The sequence below is a fragment of the Thiorhodococcus drewsii AZ1 genome (assembly GCF_000224065.1).
GTDB classification, from domain to species: Bacteria; Pseudomonadota; Gammaproteobacteria; order Chromatiales; family Chromatiaceae; genus Imhoffiella; species Imhoffiella drewsii.
Genome location: NZ_AFWT01000003.1, coordinates 207297 through 223535, shown reverse-complemented (window position 1 = coordinate 223535; position 16239 = coordinate 207297). Strand labels below are relative to the sequence as shown.

Annotated in this window: 12 protein-coding genes; 2 read left to right on the top strand and 10 right to left on the bottom strand. The window is 64.2% G+C overall.

Going from position 1 to position 16239, the window contains the following annotated elements:
* Window positions 1-26: 26 nt before the first annotated feature.
* From trpE to djlA, 4 genes are all read right to left on the bottom strand, one after another.
* Window positions 27-1529: an anthranilate synthase component I gene (trpE, locus tag THIDRDRAFT_RS03305; RefSeq protein WP_007039382.1), complete on the bottom strand. Its 1503-nt coding sequence runs from the start codon at window positions 1527-1529 to the stop codon at window positions 27-29.
* Between the two features lie 117 nt (window positions 1530-1646).
* Window positions 1647-2321 carry a phosphoglycolate phosphatase gene (locus THIDRDRAFT_RS03300; protein WP_007039381.1) on the bottom strand — a complete coding sequence of 225 codons (675 nt, stop codon included), beginning with the start codon at window positions 2319-2321 and terminating at the stop codon, window positions 1647-1649.
* Between the two features lie 31 nt (window positions 2322-2352).
* Complete coding sequence (gene rpe / locus THIDRDRAFT_RS03295) at window positions 2353-3045, bottom strand: ribulose-phosphate 3-epimerase (RefSeq protein WP_007039380.1); 693 nt, start codon at window positions 3043-3045, stop codon at window positions 2353-2355.
* A gap of 188 nt (window positions 3046-3233) precedes the next feature.
* A complete protein-coding gene (djlA, locus tag THIDRDRAFT_RS03290; protein WP_007039379.1) occupies window positions 3234-4058 on the bottom strand; it encodes a co-chaperone DjlA in 825 nt (274 codons plus the stop codon).
* Between the two features lie 152 nt (window positions 4059-4210).
* Here djlA and THIDRDRAFT_RS03285 point away from each other — a divergent pair, with 152 nt between their 5' ends.
* On the top strand, window positions 4211-5251 hold the full coding sequence (locus THIDRDRAFT_RS03285; RefSeq protein WP_007039378.1) for an NADP(H)-dependent aldo-keto reductase: 1041 nt from the start codon (window positions 4211-4213) through the stop codon (window positions 5249-5251).
* Window positions 5252-5276: 25 nt separating this feature from the next.
* Here THIDRDRAFT_RS03285 and THIDRDRAFT_RS03280 read toward each other — a convergent pair whose 3' ends face one another.
* Together THIDRDRAFT_RS03280 and THIDRDRAFT_RS03275 are read right to left on the bottom strand one after the other, a co-directional pair.
* Complete coding sequence (locus THIDRDRAFT_RS03280) at window positions 5277-6191, bottom strand: PfkB family carbohydrate kinase (RefSeq protein WP_007039377.1); 915 nt, start codon at window positions 6189-6191, stop codon at window positions 5277-5279.
* A 10-nt stretch (window positions 6192-6201) separates the two neighbouring features.
* Window positions 6202-7701, bottom strand: coding sequence for a formylglycine-generating enzyme family protein (locus THIDRDRAFT_RS03275; RefSeq protein ID WP_007039376.1), 1500 nt, complete (start codon window positions 7699-7701; stop codon window positions 6202-6204).
* Between the two features lie 244 nt (window positions 7702-7945).
* On the opposite strand from THIDRDRAFT_RS03275, the gene THIDRDRAFT_RS03270 reads away from it, so the two are divergent.
* Entirely contained in the window at window positions 7946-9250 is a 1305-nt protein-coding gene (locus tag THIDRDRAFT_RS03270; protein ID WP_007039375.1) for a DUF3422 family protein, read from the top strand.
* An 18-nt stretch (window positions 9251-9268) separates the two neighbouring features.
* Here the strand turns inward: THIDRDRAFT_RS03270 and THIDRDRAFT_RS03265 are convergent, their stop codons facing one another.
* From THIDRDRAFT_RS03265 to THIDRDRAFT_RS23545, 4 genes are all read right to left on the bottom strand, one after another.
* The gene (locus THIDRDRAFT_RS03265) at window positions 9269-9784 is read right to left on the bottom strand and encodes a retropepsin-like aspartic protease family protein (protein WP_040843821.1); all 516 of its coding nucleotides are present in this window, start codon (window positions 9782-9784) and stop codon (window positions 9269-9271) included.
* Between the two features lie 119 nt (window positions 9785-9903).
* The gene (locus THIDRDRAFT_RS03260) at window positions 9904-10434 is read right to left on the bottom strand and encodes a retropepsin-like aspartic protease family protein (protein ID WP_007039373.1); all 531 of its coding nucleotides are present in this window, start codon (window positions 10432-10434) and stop codon (window positions 9904-9906) included.
* 54 nt (window positions 10435-10488) lie between these two features.
* Entirely contained in the window at window positions 10489-11241 is a 753-nt protein-coding gene (locus tag THIDRDRAFT_RS03255) for an MlaC/ttg2D family ABC transporter substrate-binding protein (protein ID WP_007039372.1), read from the bottom strand.
* A 176-nt stretch (window positions 11242-11417) separates the two neighbouring features.
* Window positions 11418-16184 carry an EAL domain-containing protein gene (locus THIDRDRAFT_RS23545; protein WP_007039371.1) on the bottom strand — a complete coding sequence of 1589 codons (4767 nt, stop codon included), beginning with the start codon at window positions 16182-16184 and terminating at the stop codon, window positions 11418-11420.
* Window positions 16185-16239 lie beyond the last annotated feature (55 nt).

Here is a 16239-nt window from a genome sequence, read left to right as displayed (position 1 = left end):
CCAGAGGGAGATCGGAGCGATCGCCCTCAGACCCGCTTCACGCCACAGCCGTAGCGATCGACGCCAACCTCGGCGGCGGTCACGGCACGGAAAACGGCGCGGCCCTTGTTCATGGTCTCCTGCCATTCCAGGTCCGGCTGGGAGTCGGCCACGATGCCGGCACCAGCCTGGATGTGCAGGGTGCCGTCCTTGATGACTGCGGTGCGGATGGCGATGGCGGTATCCATGTTGCCTGTCCAGGAGATGTAGCCGATCGCCCCCGAATAGATGCCGCGCTTGACCGGCTCCAGCTCGTCGAGGATCTCCATGGCGCGGATCTTGGGCGCACCGGAGACGGTACCGGCCGGGAAGGTGGCGCGCAGCACGTCGATGGCGGTCATGCCCTCCTTGAGCTCGCCGACCACGTTGGAGACGATGTGCATCACATGCGAATAGCGCTCGACGATCATGCGATCGGTCAGGCGCACACTGCCGATCTCGGCGACGCGCCCAGCATCGTTGCGGCCCAAATCGATCAGCATCAGGTGCTCGGCCAGCTCCTTGGGATCCTCCAGGAGCTCGGCCTCCAGCGCCTTGTCCTCTTCCTCTGTATAGCCGCGCCGGCGCGTGCCCGCGATCGGGCGCACCGTGACGACGCCGTCCTCAAGACGGGTCAGGATCTCGGGCGAGGAACCGACGACCTGGAAGTCGTCGAAATCCATGAAGTACATGTAGGGCGATGGATTGAGACCGCGCAGCGCGCGATAGAGATCCAGCGGACGGGCCTGGAAGGGAATCGAAAGACGCTGCGACAGCACCGTCTGCATGCAGTCGCCGTCAAGGATGTATGCCTTGATGCGCTCGACCGCCTGCTTAAACCCCTCCTCGGTGAAGCCGGAGACGAAATCGGATTCGCTCACCTGGCGCTCGGAGCCAGTCCCGTTGCGGTTCGGCGTGCCCTGCCGCATGCGCTCGGTGAGTTCGGCGAGCCGCGCCTCGCCCGCCTCCAGGGTGTCGCCCGCAGTCGGATCCAGATGCAGGACGATGTACATGCGACCGCTGAGGTTGTCGAACACGACCACCTCGTCCGAGACCATCAGCAGGATGTCGGGCGTACCCAACTGATCCGGATTGGGGCAGGTGGCGAGCCGAGGCTCGATATAGCGGATGGTGTCGTAACCGAAGTAGCCGACGAGACCTCCGGTGAAACGCGGCAGATCGGCCAGATCGGCCACCTGGAAGCGCTGCTGGAATTCTTCCAGCCAGGCCAGAGGGTCCTCGCTCTCAACCTCCTCGATGACGCGCCCGTCACGCTCGACCTGGACCTGATGTCCGCTGATCTTGATACGGGTGCGGCAGGGCAGCCCGATGATGGAGTAACGCCCCCATTTCTCGCCGCCCTGAACGGATTCGAGCAGGTAGGAATAGGGTCCGTCGGCCAGCTTGAGATAGACGCTCAGCGGGGTTTCGAGGTCGGCAAGAACTTCACAGGCGACAGGAATACGGTTGTGGCCCTGGTCCGACAGGGCACGAAAGGTCTTGGGGGTCATCGGAGTCTCCGAGCAAAAAACGAAATCTAGGGGTGGCGGAGGCGTCCTAGCGTCGCCATCGCCGCCCCAACATTGCTCGTCTAGCCGGTATGCTCATGCTGACTGCCCCCGTCCCGATCAGGCCGCCGGGGCCAAGAGGCATTGAAGTTCGGTGAGTGAATCGATCACGGCATCTGGGTTGGAATCTCGAATATCCTGGCCGTGATTGTAACCGTAGCTGGTGCAAATAATCCCGAAACCGGCGGCCCGCGCCGCCTTAACGTCGCTGATCGAGTCGCCGATCATCAGCGAGTCCTCCGGCACAGCATCGAAATGACCGGCTGCGTGCAGCAAGGGCAGCGGATCCGGCTTCTTGCGCGGCAAGGTGTCGCCGCACACGAGAATGCCGAAGTCGTCGTAGAGCCCGACATGTTTCAGCAGCGGCTCGGTGAAACAGCGCGCCTTGTTGGTGACCAACCCCAGCGGATACGCCGCCGCCTTCAAAAAATCGATCCCTTCGCGCACGCCCGGATAGAGACCCGAGCGCTTGAAGGTATTCTCGGCATAGAGTTCGAGGAAGATGGGATAGGCGCGCTGGTAGTCCACCTCGTCGGGCTCGCCGTCCAGCGTGCCGATCAAGGCGCGGCGCACCAGACGCTCGATCCCGTTACCCACCCAAGCCCGCACGGCGGCCTCGCCTCGAACCGGCCGGCCGAGCTGCGCCATCATGGCATCGACGCAATAGGCAAGGTCCGGAACGCTATCGACGAGCGTTCCATCCAGGTCGAGCAGAATCATCTTCGGCCGCAGCATGCGGTAACAGCTCCTTGATTAGGCGTGGGTTTCAGCGATCGACGGAGGCCAGTGCCTCGCGCATCTGACGGATGATGCTGTCGTAGCGATGCGGATCCGTCTCCTTGGCCTTGCCGAAGATACCGGATCCGGAGACGAAGGTGTCGGCGCCCGCCGCCTTGATCTCGGCGATGTTATCCGCCTTGACCCCACCGTCGACCTCAAGCCGGATATCGAAACCCGAATCGTCGATGATCTCGCGCACCTCGCTCAGCTTGTCCAGTGCGGATGGAATGAAGCTCTGGCCACCGAAGCCCGGATTGACCGACATCAGCAGAATCATATCCACCTTGTCCAGCACATAGTCCAGGTAGCTTAGCGAGGTCGCCGGATTGAAGACCAGGCCCGCCTTGCAGCCCTCGCCGCGAATCAGCTGCAGGGTGCGATCGACGTGTTCGCTCGCCTCGGGATGGAAGGTGATGTAGGTCGCGCCCGCCGCAGCGAAGTCCGGAATGATGCGATCGACCGGCTTGACCATCAGATGCACGTCGATCGGCGCCGTGACGCCATGCTTGCGCAGCGCCTCGCAGACCAGCGGGCCGATGGTGAGGTTGGGCACGTAATGGTTGTCCATCACATCGAAATGGACGATGTCCGCGCCCGCAGCCAAGACGTTGTCGACCTCTTCGCCGAGCTTGGCGAAGTCCGCCGAAAGAATCGAAGGTGCAATGAAATCAGCCGCCATCTGTCGTGTCCCCCAGGATGCGTGACGGAAGCGCAAGCACCGCCGCCCGGATCAGGATTTAAATCGTTATTGGAATATCGAATCTGGTGCCGTCTTGAGGCGGGCAACGCCTCTAGCAGCGGGCAACTCTAACCCATGCGCGCGAGATTTTCACTCGACCGCAAGGCATGGATCGGCGGAATGAGGATTCAGAAGCCACGAGCCTGGGCGATCTCCTCATAGGCACGGCGGATCTCGTGGGTCTTGCGCGCCGCTATGTGCAGCGCCTCCTCGGGCAGACCGCGCGAGGCCAGCTTGTCCGGATGGTGCTGACTCAGCAGACGTCGATAGGCCCGCTTGATCTCGGGCACGCTCGACTCGGGCTCGATGCCAAGCGTGGCATAGGACTCGGATAGGGGGTGCGCTCTAGGCGCCTCGTCCGTGGCGCGCTCATCGCCTCCCCCGCGCCCAGCCGACGACCGCACGCGACGCTGCAGCATCACCAAATGTTCCAATCCCTTGAATTCGAATGATGAAACCTTGAGGGCGCGCCGCACCCGATCCAGCAGATCGCGCTGCTCACGGGTCGGGGCCGACTCGACATACGCCATGCCCAGCAGGATCTCCAGTAGCAACCGCAATAGCGCATGCTGCCCGGAGCAGGAGCGGCTCAAGCCCTCGACCATCGCGAAGCAATCGAACTGCGCCGATTTGCCCTGGGTGAAGAGATCGATCGCGGTACGACGCAACGCGGGCGACAGATCCATGCGATCCATCACCGACTCGGCATAGGCGATCTCGGCCTCGCTGACCCGGCCGTCGGCCTTGGCGAGATGACCCAGGAGGCTGAAGACGGCCTCAAAGAACCGCTCTTGGATGCGTCCACGCTGCTCGGTCGACAGATCCGCACGGAGGTAACCTCCGGCCAAGCCTCGGTCGACGCCCTGCCCCAAAATGGCGCCGAACAGGGCCCCGACCGGACCGCCGAACAGCAAGCCCAGGGCGCCACCAGCTGCCGTGCCCAACCAACGCATGATCCAGCCTCCCACCAAATCCCTGACCCGTCGCGCCCGGCCATGAGCACCGCGAGGAGTACAATTGCAGTCACGACACCATCGAGCACCCACTGAACCGAACCAGGGCTCGATCGAGAAAACATATCACGCCCATCCCGAGAGGAGACACCATGCAGCTCAGACCACTAGGACGAACCGACATCCAGGTCAGCGCGCTCTGCCTCGGCACCATGACCTTCGGTCAGCAGAACACCGAGGCCGATGCACACGCCCAACTGGACCGAGCCGTAGCGGCCGGGATCAATTTCATCGACACGGCCGAGGTGTATCCGGTGCCGCCCTTGGGCGAGACCCAGGGCCGCACCGAGCAGTACATCGGAACCTGGCTGAAATCCAGAGGGTGCCGCGACCGATTGGTGCTGGCGACCAAGGTCGCCGGACCGGGCGACTGGCTGCCCCACATCCGGGGCGGCACCCACCGGCTCGACCGACCCAATATCGAGGCCGCGCTCGATGCCAGCCTCAAGCGTCTGCAGACCGATTGGATCGACCTCTACCAGCTCCACTGGCCGGATCGCAAGACCAACTTCTTCGGCAAGCTCGGCTACACCGCGAGCGCGGAGGACGAGAGCATCCCCTTGCTGGAAACGCTGGAGGTGCTGTCCGATCAGGTGAAGGCGGGCAAGATCCGCCACATCGGCGTCTCCAACGAAACGCCCTGGGGTCTGATGCGTTTCCTTGCGCTCGCCGAGCAGCAGGGACTGCCGCGCATGGTGAGCATCCAGAATCCCTACAACCTGCTCAATCGCAGCTTCGAGGTCGGACTGGCCGAGGTCGCCATCCGCGAGCAGTGCGGGTTGCTGGCCTATTCGCCAATGGCGTTCGGCGTCCTGTCGGGAAAATATCTCAACGGCCAGCGACCCGCCGATGGCCGGATCACACTCTTCTCGCGCTTCAGCCGCTATTCCAATCCACAGACCGAGCGCGCGGCTGGCGAATACGTGGCACTGGCCCGCCGCCACGGACTGGACCCGGCCCAGATGGCGCTCGCCTGGGTGACCAGCCGTCCATTCACCACCGCCAACATCATCGGAGCCACCACGCTGGAGCAGCTGGAGAGCAATCTGGCGAGCCTCGATCTGACATTGGATGACGACCTGATCGCCGAAATCGAGGCGATCCACGTCGAGCAGCCCAACCCGGCGCCCTGAGACAAACGGCAAGACGTCGCCGCCATCACACCAGCACCAGTCCGGTTCGACGCGCCTCCTCGACGAGTCCGTCGAGCCCGATTCGGCCACACTTGAACCCCGCCAGCCGCACGGCCTGCCCGACCGCCGTGCGCGGCTCCAGACCGCGCATGAGCGCATCGATCACGCCCGCGTTAAAGGTATCGCCAGCCGCCAGGGTATCGAGCACGCACGGCGGAGGCTCAGCCGGGACATGCACGATCGCGCCGTCGCGCACGGCCAGGGTCGCGCCCGCAGCGCCCCAAGCCGCGACGCAGAGCCGGGCCTGGGTGCGCGACATCAGGTCGGCCACAAAGGCATCGGGCGCGTCGAAACCCAACGCCTCGGCATAGGCGCGTCCAGCGAGGATGAGATCGGGGCGATCCAGCAAGACCTCGATCCCATCTCGAGGCTTCTCCAGCTCCAGCGACACCCGGATGCCGGGCGCGAACCGACGCGCGCGATCCATCATGCGGCCGGTCGCAACCGGGTTGCGGCCCTCGAAATGCACCCAGCCCACACCCTCGAGCGAAACCCGCGCGAACGCCTCCTCATCCAGTTCGGGTAGATCGCGATGGTGAACGATGGTCCGGCTTCCGGTGGCGCGGCTCAGCGTGATGTACGAGGTCGGCGTCGCCCCACCCGGATGAACGACTGCATGGCTCGTATCGATGCCTTGGCGCGCAAAATCCGTGCAAACCCAGCGACTGGTGTCGTCGTCGGCCAGGGTCCCGACCCAGCGACAGACATGCCCCAGTTGGCTCAGCACACCAAGACTGTTGGCCACGTTGCCGCCGCGCGTACGCCGCTGGCTCAGGGCGCGAATCTCGGCATCCTCGACCGGATAGCTCTCGACCTGATTGACGAGATCGAGCGTGACGATACCGACGCCGAGGATCGCACCGCCGCCAGTCAGGAACATGCCGTTGGGATCAGAGATCGCGGGCCACCCGAAAGCCCAGCATATCGAGCCGCGTTCCCAGTGCGAAATGCGCTCGGACGAAGACTCGCATGGAGGAGGAAGGCTTGTTGAAGGCGCCCCCGCGCGCGACCCGCTCGGCACAGCCGGGAACGAGCCAGGAGCGCCCATCGGTCGGGGCGCCGCGATAATGGGGTGTGTAGCAGTCGTCGACCCACTCCATGGCATTCCCGGCCGTATCGTAAAGACCGAATGGGTTGGCGGGAAAGGATCCGACCGGAGCGGTGGAGCGATTGTCCCAGCGGGAGCCGCAATCGAAACAGACGGCCCGACCCGGTTCGATGCCGTAGCCCCACCAGAAAGGCGTATTGGTTGACGCCCGAGCGGCATATTCCCACTCGGCCTCGGTCGGCAACCGATACACCCTGCCGGTCTCCCGCGAGAGCCATGCCACGTATTCACTGGCATCGTTCCAGCTCACCCCGACTACCGGACGCGAACCGCGACCCCAGCCATAGTCGTCGGGTGGCGCGCGGCCGGTCGCGCGCGTAAATCGCGCATAGTCCTGAAAGGTCACCTCGTTGAGACCGATCAGAAAAGACGCAACCGTCACCTCGTGCGGCGGGCTGAAATCTGCTCCCGCAAGGCTGGCGTTGCCCATCTTGAAGCGACCGCCCTCCACCAGCACCATCGCCGGCCCCAGGGCGCCACTGCGCAAACGGTCGTTGCGCACCCGAGGCGACGTGGGCCGTGTCGCGGCGACCTGGGGCGAGGACGACGCCCCGACCGCGGCCGGAGCCTGCGGCGCCGCGACCGGGGCACTGGCCGGCTTCGGATCCGGGGGCTGGACGGCAATCGACGGCGGCGGACGCTCGGCGATGATCTCAACCGGAACCGCACCGCCGAGCTGAAGCCCCGGAAGTTGGATATGGATTCGGTCCCAGAAGAGATAGAGAAAGCTGAGCATGGTGGCCGACAGCAGCACGAACATGACCAGCGCCCCGATCACGATCCAGGCGGTCTGAATCTTCGGCGGCTCGGAAACGACCGGAGCAGACATCAAGACAGGAGGCGGCTCCTCCGGTCGGGCCTTGAGCATGGCGACCTCGTCGCGCAACCGGTCGAGCTCGGATTGGAGTTCCTTGACGGCCTTGTCCTTGCGCTCGACCTCCTGCTTGAGACCGTCGAAGGCCATATTCTGGTCCTCAAGCTCGTCCTCGAGTCGGCGACACTCCTCGGTGATGTGGTCGAGCGCCTGTTCCTTCGCCTCCAAAGTCTGCTGCAGGACCGTCATCTCCTGCTGCATGGCGAGACGCTCGGTCGCGGTCGCGACCGAGCTGTCCTGCTCGAACTCCCGTTCGGCGAGCCGGCGATTGAGGCGAATGACTTCCTCCTCCGCCTCCTTGCGCATCCGCTCAAGCGTCTTGCGCAAGGACTCGGTTTCATCCTCATAGTCTGTTTGCGAGTCGATTTGTTCGGTCATCCCGAGAGACATCTCAATGCGTGTATTCATCCAGCCCCCCAAAGTGCCAGCACCCGCTCTGGCGCACGGCTCAATCGATCCACTGCGCGCGGAGGCCCATGATCAGGTGTACTTATCCACCAAAACGCCAGTCACTTCAACAGCCCTCGGAAAGGCGAAGAAAAATTCGCCCACCCCAAGCCCCAGCGCCCTGGACCGACAGAGATCGCGACTTTGTCGGGTCATAATTTCCCGCTAATCTGTGCGGCCCATCGTTGCCAGGAGTTGTTTCACCATGCCATTGCCGTTCAAGGAACATCCGCTGCGTCATCAGGCCATTGCCGAACTGCATGCGCGCAACTATGAGCCGCTGCATGCACCCGAACGCGTTTCGCATCTGGCGACCATCTGCGGCGAGCGCGGCAGCGGTCGCAACCTACGGCACCTGTTCCGCCTGCTCGAATACTATGGACTGCCGATTCCAGACCAAATTGACCAGCACTACTCGGCCATGCTCGGCGACATCGGCATGCTCTGGGAGCGACACACCGAATTCGTCACCTACACCTTCACCAAGCACGGCACCTTCATCCACCCCTTCGCACAACCCGTATTGCGGGAGCTGCCCGAGGCATGGCTGCGCGACATGCCCGGCGAAATCGTTACGGCGACCTCGCTCGCGCTCGAATCACGCGACATGCCGGAACGCAGCCAGGAGGAACTCGATTCCTTCTTTTCGGGCAATCCCATCATCGGCTCGGAGGTGGTCGGTGGAGCCGGACGTGCCTGGTCGGACATGCGCATCCACAGCGACGGCTACTCGCGCATCCTGGTACGTGACCAAGGACTCTCCAACAGCCAGGCCGGGCGACTGGTCAAACGCATCCTCGAACTGAACGCCTATCGGGCCATGGCGCTGATTGGACTGCCGATCGCCCGCGAGGCGAATGCCATCCTGAGCCAGGGTGATCGCCGCCTGGTCGCGGTCGCCGCGCGCATGACCGAGAAAGAGGCTGCGGGATCAAGCGCCGAGAGCGAATTGCTCGACGACCTGACGACCCTGGCCTCCGAGATCGAGGCCATCGCGGCGCGCACCAACTCTCGCTTCGAGGCGTCGCGCGCCTACTACGGCGTCGTCCAGCAGCGACTGGAACAGCTTCGCCAGAAACGCATCGAGGGTCTTCAAACCTTCACCGAGTTCCTTGAGGCCCGACTCGCCCCGGCCGTCGCCACCTGCAACTCGACCTCCAAGCGCCAGCAGGGCCTGGCAGAACGGGCCGCGCGTCTCACCAGTCTGCTGCGCGCCCGCGTGGAGGTTGGGCTTCAGGAGCAGAACCGCAGTCTGCTGGAATCCATGAACCAGCGCGCCAAGCTCCAATTGCGTTTGCAGGAGACGGTCGAAGGGCTCTCGGTGATCGCCATCGGCTACTACGGGGTCGGTCTGATCGGCTATCTCTTCAAAGGGATCGAAGGCCACGGTTTCCCGATCGAGGCCAGCTACGCGACGGGACTCTCGGCCCCGCTGGTGGTCCTGATCGCCTGGCTCGGTCTGCGACGCATGAAGGCGCGTCTGCTCGAAACCGAAAAGCACCATGAATAGCGGCGACCGGATCGCGCCTCAAGGACGCTGCGTATAGGGACGCAGGGTCATCTCACCGCCGGCCAGCACCACTTCGAGATGCCTCAGATAGGCCATGCCGAGCAAGGCCTGATCGCCCTGCATGTTGGGCAGCACGGTCGCCTTGACCCCGCTGACGACCAGCCCCCCGATGTCGACACGGTCCAGCCAGGCGGTCCAGCTTTGCACGTTGCCGTTGCCCGTCTTGCTGACATGCCCTGGGGTCAACTGAAGTTCGAGCCGCTCGGCGACACGATACGGCATGGCGACATCGACCGAGCCCGTATCCACGAGGAAATCGACCCGCCGGTCATTGATCCGACCGGTAGCGACGAACTGGCTGAAGTCGTTCTGTTTCAGAACCACTTGCTGGACATCGCCCTCGCCGATGAAGGCGACCGGATGTGGATTGGGATTGCCACGACGGCCGGTCTGAAACATCACCACCACCATCACGACACCGAGCAAGCCGACGATCGCGGCCCCTACACGCCCCTTGTTTAACGGATTCTTCAAATCCAAGCACCTCTGACTGCGATGAAGATGCACGCCGAACACCCTCGGGGCGCCCGGGCCGGGCGAGATTACCGCAAAGCGGAATCCCAGACGAGATGCATACCCGTCGCTCCGACCGGTCAACGGCGTAGCGTAAGCGTATCGCCGCGCTGGACGAGTTCGAGGTGCTTGAGATAGCTCATGCCCAGGAGCACCGAATCGCCCGGCATGTTGGGTAGCACACTCGCCCGAACATCGCGTTCCACCAGGCCGCCGATCTCGACACGATCGAGCCGCGTGCTCCAGGTCCGCACCACGCCGTTCGCGGTCATGCTGTTCCCGCCTGGGCGTAGCGTCAGATCGAGCCGACGGGCGAGATCGATCGGCAGTGCGACCTGGGTTGCCCCCGTGTCGACCAGAAAGCGCACCGGCTGGCCATCGATGGTCCCGGTCGCGACATAGTGACCGGAACGATTGCGCCGAAGGACCACCTGCCGCGTCCCGTCCGGCCCTCGCGTGGCGACCGGATCGGGATTCGGATTCTCCTGGCGATCGATGACACCCTCGAAGAAACCGAACAGGAGCCCCAGCCCGACCACCCAGGCGCCCAACAGCATGAGGCGCCCGATGCGGACGTTCGGATCGCTCCCGCGCAAGCGCCGACCCTTCATTGCAGAGACGTCCGACGGCTCACGAGGCCCACCGAGGCATGACCGAAACGGACCTCATCGAACGGCCGACCCACCCTTCACCTGCCCCGCCATACGCTGGAACTGAACCCGATAGTAGGAGGCCGCGCTCCGGCCGTTGGCGACGACGTCATAGACGCGCCACCCCTGATCCGATGGGGCCATGCGGAACTGGAGGGTCGAGGGATACGTGTCCGCCCGCAGGATCGCCACATTGATGTTGACCGCACCGCGCGGGCCGCGCCGAGGCGTCAGCATGCGGAACTGCTGCCCCTGATAACCGACCAGATTGCTGGCCAGCACGCTGAGAAAATCGGACTCCAGCCAGGCGGTCAGCTCGGAGCGCTCCTTGGGCGACATGGAGCGGTAGCCCGGCCCAGCGACCCATTGCGCCATGGAGTCGAAGTCGAAGTAGGGGGCAATCTCGCGATCGAGGAAGGCCGCGACCTGAAGCTTGTTCATCGAATCCTGCTCACCGAGGAACTTGAGCAGACGGTCCATGCCCTCCTTGAGTCTGGCGCTGGCCTCGGCCATCGGACCAGCCGTTCTCGCGGGTAGCGAGCGCGCCCCGCCGGAATCCCCTGGAGCCGCCGATCGGGACTGAGCGCCATCCTGCCGCCCCGGCGCCGTCTCGCGCGGATAGGACCCTGCTCCCCAGGGAGCGACGGGCATGAATCCAGGGCCGTAGGGCGCCGCACCAGGCGCTGGCGCGTAAGGATAGGGCTGGGCCGCCAGCCCTGCAGAGAGACCGAGAGACAGGACAGCGAACGACATCAGGGATGCTTTCATCGAATTCCTCCGGTTCATTGTGATCTGGGCGGGATCGATCTCATCCGACAACCGCAACGGCACTGGTGCAACGCGTGGCACATCTGGAGCGGAGCCTATCGCCGCACGCATCGGACGACCGGAGGTTGCCAACGACCTTGATGAAAAGCAAGCCGAGGCCGAGCATCGGGGGCACGTCAAAGCCCTGGACGCATTCTGACGTCCCGCCATGGCGTCAATCCGCCCGCCGAGAGATCGAGGGCGAGCTGAGAAGGCGCAAGCGGAACCGAAAACAGATACCCCTGAGCGGCATGGCATCCCTCATGCGCCAGGAAATCCAGCTGCTCGTCCGTCTCGACCCCTTCTGCCACGACCCTCAACCCCAAACCCAGACCCAGCGCGACCACGGTCCGCACCAGAAGCTCGGAGGTCGACTCGCGCCCGATCTCGTGCACGAAGCTCCGGTCGATTTTGAGCGTATCGATGGGCAGTTGCTTCAGAAGCGAAAGCGAGGAATAGCCCGTTCCAAAGTTGTCGACAGCCACGCGCAATCCGCGTTCTCTGAGCAGAGTCAGGGTCTCGATCAACCGGGTGTCACGCGCCAACAGCAGACTCTCGGTGATCTCCAATTCGATCGTTCCCGAGGGGCATTCCTGTGACAGCGCGACCAACTGCTCGATCAAACGCTCATCGCTGAACTGGCAATCGGACAGGTTGATAGAGATCGGCCATGCTGCACCCTCGCGCAACCAGAGCGCGCGCTGGCGACGCAGCTCATCCATCACCCAGCTCCCGATCGGCACGATGAGTCCCGACTCCTCGGCGATGGAGATGAAATCTGCGGGCTCGACCAACCCATTTTCGCCATCCTCCCAACGCAGCAGCGCCTCCACCCCGAGGATCTCACCGGAACCGATATCCACGGTCGGCTGGTAGAGCAGCCTGAAATCACCGCGCTCCAAGGCGCAACGCAGACGCGACTCGATATCCAACTTGCGCGAGGCGGATTCGCCCATCGAGGCGGTGAAGAAACGGTAGGTGTTGCGCCCGGCCAGCTTCGCCGCATAGAGGGCGGTATCCGCGTGCTTGAGCAGCATCTCGGGCGTATCCCCATCATCCGGGCTGAGCGCAATGCCGATCGACACCGTGCAGACGATGCTGTGATCGGAGCATAGGAAGGGCTCCTTAAACCGTTCGATGACGTGCCCGGCAACCCGTTGCGCCACGCGCTCGACACCCTGCCCCTTGAGGATCACCGTCAACTCGTCGCCGCCCAGGCGCGCCACGGTATTGGCGATGCTCCCGACCCGCAGCGAGGCGCCCGTGGACGCCTCATCAACGGCATCCTGCAACCGCTGCGCTGCGCCGCGCAACAACTCGTCGCCGATGCTGTGTCCGAGCGAGTCGTTGATCCGCTTGAAGCGATCCAGGTCCAGAAACAGCAGCGCGATACGGTCGTCGCGGCGGCGGGTGCGCGTCAGCGCAGCCTCGAGATCCTGGTTGAACTGGGTGCGGTTGGCCAAACCGGTGAGGCTGTCCTGATAGGCGAGCTGATGGATGACCCGCTGACGCCGACGCCGCTCGGTCATGTCGCGCAATAAAAGGATCACTTGTTCCGAGTCGATCGCGATGAGGCGCACATCGAAAAACAGCATCTCCTCATGATCGCCGGACAACTCGACCTCCAGCTCGCGCACGCCGTGCTCGGCCAGGGTCGTGTCGAGCTCGCGCTGGATCAGCGCGCAGGCGGACTCGGGCAGCAGATCGGACAGGACGGTCGGCCTCGACTCGACTGCCTCATTAACCCTCTTGAGGATCCGGCCCAACTTGAATTGCAGCACCCGACCGCGCCGATCGAGCCGCATGAGCGCATCCGGGATCGCCGCAATCAAGGCGGCGTTGCGCGCCTCGCTGAGATGCAGCGTGTCGAGCGTCGCGTGGCTGCGCAGCAGATAGCGGATCCGATGAACGAGCAGACGCCAGTTGACCGGCTTGGAGTAGAAATCGGTGGCACCCGAATCATAGGCGGCCTCGACCGCGGACAGATCCTCCAGCCCCGTGAGCATGAGGACCGGGGTCAGCTCGAAACCGGCCAGGCCCCGGAAACGCCGACAGGTCTCGTAACCATCCATGACTGGGGTGCCCGCATCCAACAAAATCAGATCCGGTCGCTGGAAGCGCACCGCCTCCAGCGCGCCCTGTCCATCCCAGGCACCGGCGAACCTGAACCCGGATTCCTCAAAGGCGGTCTGTGCAAGCAGGTGTGTCGACGGATCGTCATCCACCACCAGAATCAGCGGACGGTCTCGCACCGCCGGCCGGTCATCGACTTCGACGAGGGGTCCCTTGGAAAGCGGCTTCGGCACGCGCGACTCGGACTCGACCGTCGGCGTGGCCACCGAGACCCGCTCGCCGAGCGCGACCTCGCGGGGCCGGTCACCGACACCGCCGAAGCGCACGCCAATCGCGATTCGGGTCTCGGCGGCCACCTGCTCCAGGGTCGCGGTCGCGCTCAGTGGCGGAACCGGGGCGCCGCCAGCACCAGATGAGCGCTCCAGCCGATTGCAGAGCGTCGCTAACCGAGCCGCTCCAAGCGTCTTGGCCGCCGAACAAAGCGCACGAGCAGACTCGGCGACCCCTTGTAGCTGACCGGCCTCGATCCCTTCGCGGATACGGGCGACCAGTGTCGATTCGGAGTCGAGATAGCTGGCGATCATCCGCGTCACCAGCGCGGAGCCGGAGCGCGGATCGATCGAGCCGATCTCATCGAGCGCCTGGGGGTCCAGGACCGGGACAGCCTCAAGATCGTCGAGCCGGAAGGGATCCGCACCGAGCCGCGTCGGCAGACCCAGCTTGGTCGTCACACCCTCTTCGCGCGAGTCACCCTCGGAGAGCGGCCGGACCTTCCCGCCAACCCCGCGCAGCAAGGCGCGATGCAGCGATTTCATCGAGATGGGCTTGGTCAGATAATCGTCCATGCCCGCCGACTGACACCGCTCCTGATCGCCCTCCATCGCATGCGCGGTCAGCGCGATGATCCGCAAACGCCGACCCAAACCACCGGACTCACGCAGCCGCAGACGACGCGTCGCCTCATAACCATCCATCAGCGGCATCTTGCAGTCCATAAGCACCGCGTCGAAGGACTCGGCCACACAAGCATCCACCGCAGCCTGGCCATCGAAGACCGCGCGCGATTCGCATCCCAGCGCCGAAAGCATGGCAACCGCCAGATCCTGATTGATGGCGTTATCGTCGGCGACCAGCACCTTGAGGCCGAGCGGCTCTAACGCACCGCTTTCGGCCGCCACAACCTCAGTGGAACCGAATCCGACCCCGCCACCAGGCGTCACCCTCGCCAGGGTCGTGATCAGTTGACCGCGACGCACCGGTTTGACGAGATAGGCATCGACATGCAGCGCGGCCGTGCTCTCGTCGCCCCAGTCATCGACTGTCGGGACCAGCAGGATCCGCGCAACCCTGTCGAGCGCTGGCGTCTCGGCGAGCGCGGACGGCGAAGCAAGCAGATCCAGCCCCTTCAGCTCGGAGTCCATAACCAACAGATCGAAGGGAACGACGCCGTCGTGCGCCTCGAACAGGACCTCGCGCGCCTCTTCGGGATCGGTGCATTCGTACACCAGAATCCCTGCCTCGCTCGCATAGTCGTAGAGCGCCGTCAGGGCCTGACTCTGGGGGCCGAGCAGAACCATCCTCATGTCATGCAACTGGGCCCGAGCGACCGACCAGGGTGGCTCCCATTGAGTGACGGTCACAGGGAGCCTGAATCCAAGCCCCTCACTGCGCCCGCCATCCCCCAGGACACTCCCCCCGCCCATCAACTCGATCAGGTCGCGCGCGATCGAGAGGCCCAAATGCGAGCCGCTCCCAGCGATCGCATTCCCGCCCAGAGCGGCCGAGTCGAACTCGCCGCCGAGCCACCCTTTCCCGGTAACCTGAACCTCAACCCGAACCACCGCCCGATCACCCTCACGCTCGTCCAGGCGCGCCACCAGCAACAGCTCCCGGCCGAGAACGCCGCGAATCGCCGCAGCGCCGAATATCCCGAGAACCTGAGAGATACGGACCTGATCGCCACGAATGGCGTGCGGCAGATCGGGATCGAGTCGAATGGCCAGCTCGACACCGCGCTCGCGAGCGCGGTCGGCGAGCGCGACCAGACTCTCCTCAATACAATCCGCCAGCACGAAATCACCGGTGCTGAGCCGAATGCGCCCCGCCTCGATCTGGGCGATATCGAGCATGTCGTTGATCGCCGTGCGCAAGGCCCCACCCGAGCGAACCAGGGCGGAGGGGAGACGCCGCTGACCGCTTGGCAGATCTTCCGCGATCAGCAATTCGCCGATTCCCATGACGCCGGCGAGATGCGTATGGATCTCATGGCTCATGTTCGAGAGGAGCTGAGACTTGGCCTGCTTGACCTGGTCCGCGACCTCCAGCAGACGCTCAGCCGCGCGCCTGGCCGACTCCGATTGACGAATCTGTTGCTCCAGCTCGACATTGGCCTGCGCCAGATGACCGCACCGCTCATTGAACTCGTGTTCGATGCGCTCGCGCTGGCGGAAATACCAGCGATCGCGCTGCCCCAGCTGTTCGAGCTGTTCGAGCAAGGCATTGAAACCGGCGACGACACGCGTAAGCTGGGTGTCCTCCATCGGGGCTGCGCGCAATCCGTAGTCGCCCTCGCGCAGGGCGCGCTCGAGCAGGGATGAGAGGGCGACGAGCGGGAGGGTGACGCGCCGCTGCCAGCGATCGGCGACCAGCAACCCCATGGAGATGGCCAGCAACACCACGAACATCAGGAGGGCGGCGTTCGCCACCACACGGTTCGGATTCGACTGAATGACGACGACCGCAGGGACCAGCAGTAGAAGCGAGGTCAGGATCGCAGCGCCTCGGATGCGCCGGAACATATCGCCAAGCGGCGAGCAGGATGCGGACTTCATTCCGACGGCTCCTCCATTGCTTCGAGCATTCCCGATTCGAACGTTTCGATAAAAA

Bases quoted from the DNA above. Each gene is read 5' to 3' on its own strand.
- rpe (WP_007039380.1), bottom strand. From the start codon at position 3,045: ATGGCGGCTGATTTCATTGCACCTTCGATTCTTTCGGCGGACTTCGCC.
- THIDRDRAFT_RS03285 (WP_007039378.1), top strand. From the start codon at position 4,211: ATGCAGCTCAGACCACTAGGACGAACCGACATCCAGGTCAGCGCGCTC.
- THIDRDRAFT_RS03300 (WP_007039381.1), bottom strand. From the start codon at position 2,321: ATGCTGCGGCCGAAGATGATTCTGCTCGACCTGGATGGAACGCTCGTC.
- THIDRDRAFT_RS03270 (WP_007039375.1), top strand. From the start codon at position 7,946: ATGCCATTGCCGTTCAAGGAACATCCGCTGCGTCATCAGGCCATTGCC.
- THIDRDRAFT_RS03260 (WP_007039373.1), bottom strand. From the start codon at position 10,434: ATGAAGGGTCGGCGCTTGCGCGGGAGCGATCCGAACGTCCGCATCGGG.
- THIDRDRAFT_RS23545 (WP_007039371.1), bottom strand. From the start codon at position 16,184: ATGAAGTCCGCATCCTGCTCGCCGCTTGGCGATATGTTCCGGCGCATC.
- THIDRDRAFT_RS03255 (WP_007039372.1), bottom strand. From the start codon at position 11,241: ATGAAAGCATCCCTGATGTCGTTCGCTGTCCTGTCTCTCGGTCTCTCT.
- THIDRDRAFT_RS03275 (WP_007039376.1), bottom strand. From the start codon at position 7,701: ATGAATACACGCATTGAGATGTCTCTCGGGATGACCGAACAAATCGAC.
- djlA (WP_007039379.1), bottom strand. From the start codon at position 4,058: ATGCGTTGGTTGGGCACGGCAGCTGGTGGCGCCCTGGGCTTGCTGTTC.
- THIDRDRAFT_RS03280 (WP_007039377.1), bottom strand. From the start codon at position 6,191: ATGTTCCTGACTGGCGGCGGTGCGATCCTCGGCGTCGGTATCGTCACG.
- trpE (WP_007039382.1), bottom strand. From the start codon at position 1,529: ATGACCCCCAAGACCTTTCGTGCCCTGTCGGACCAGGGCCACAACCGT.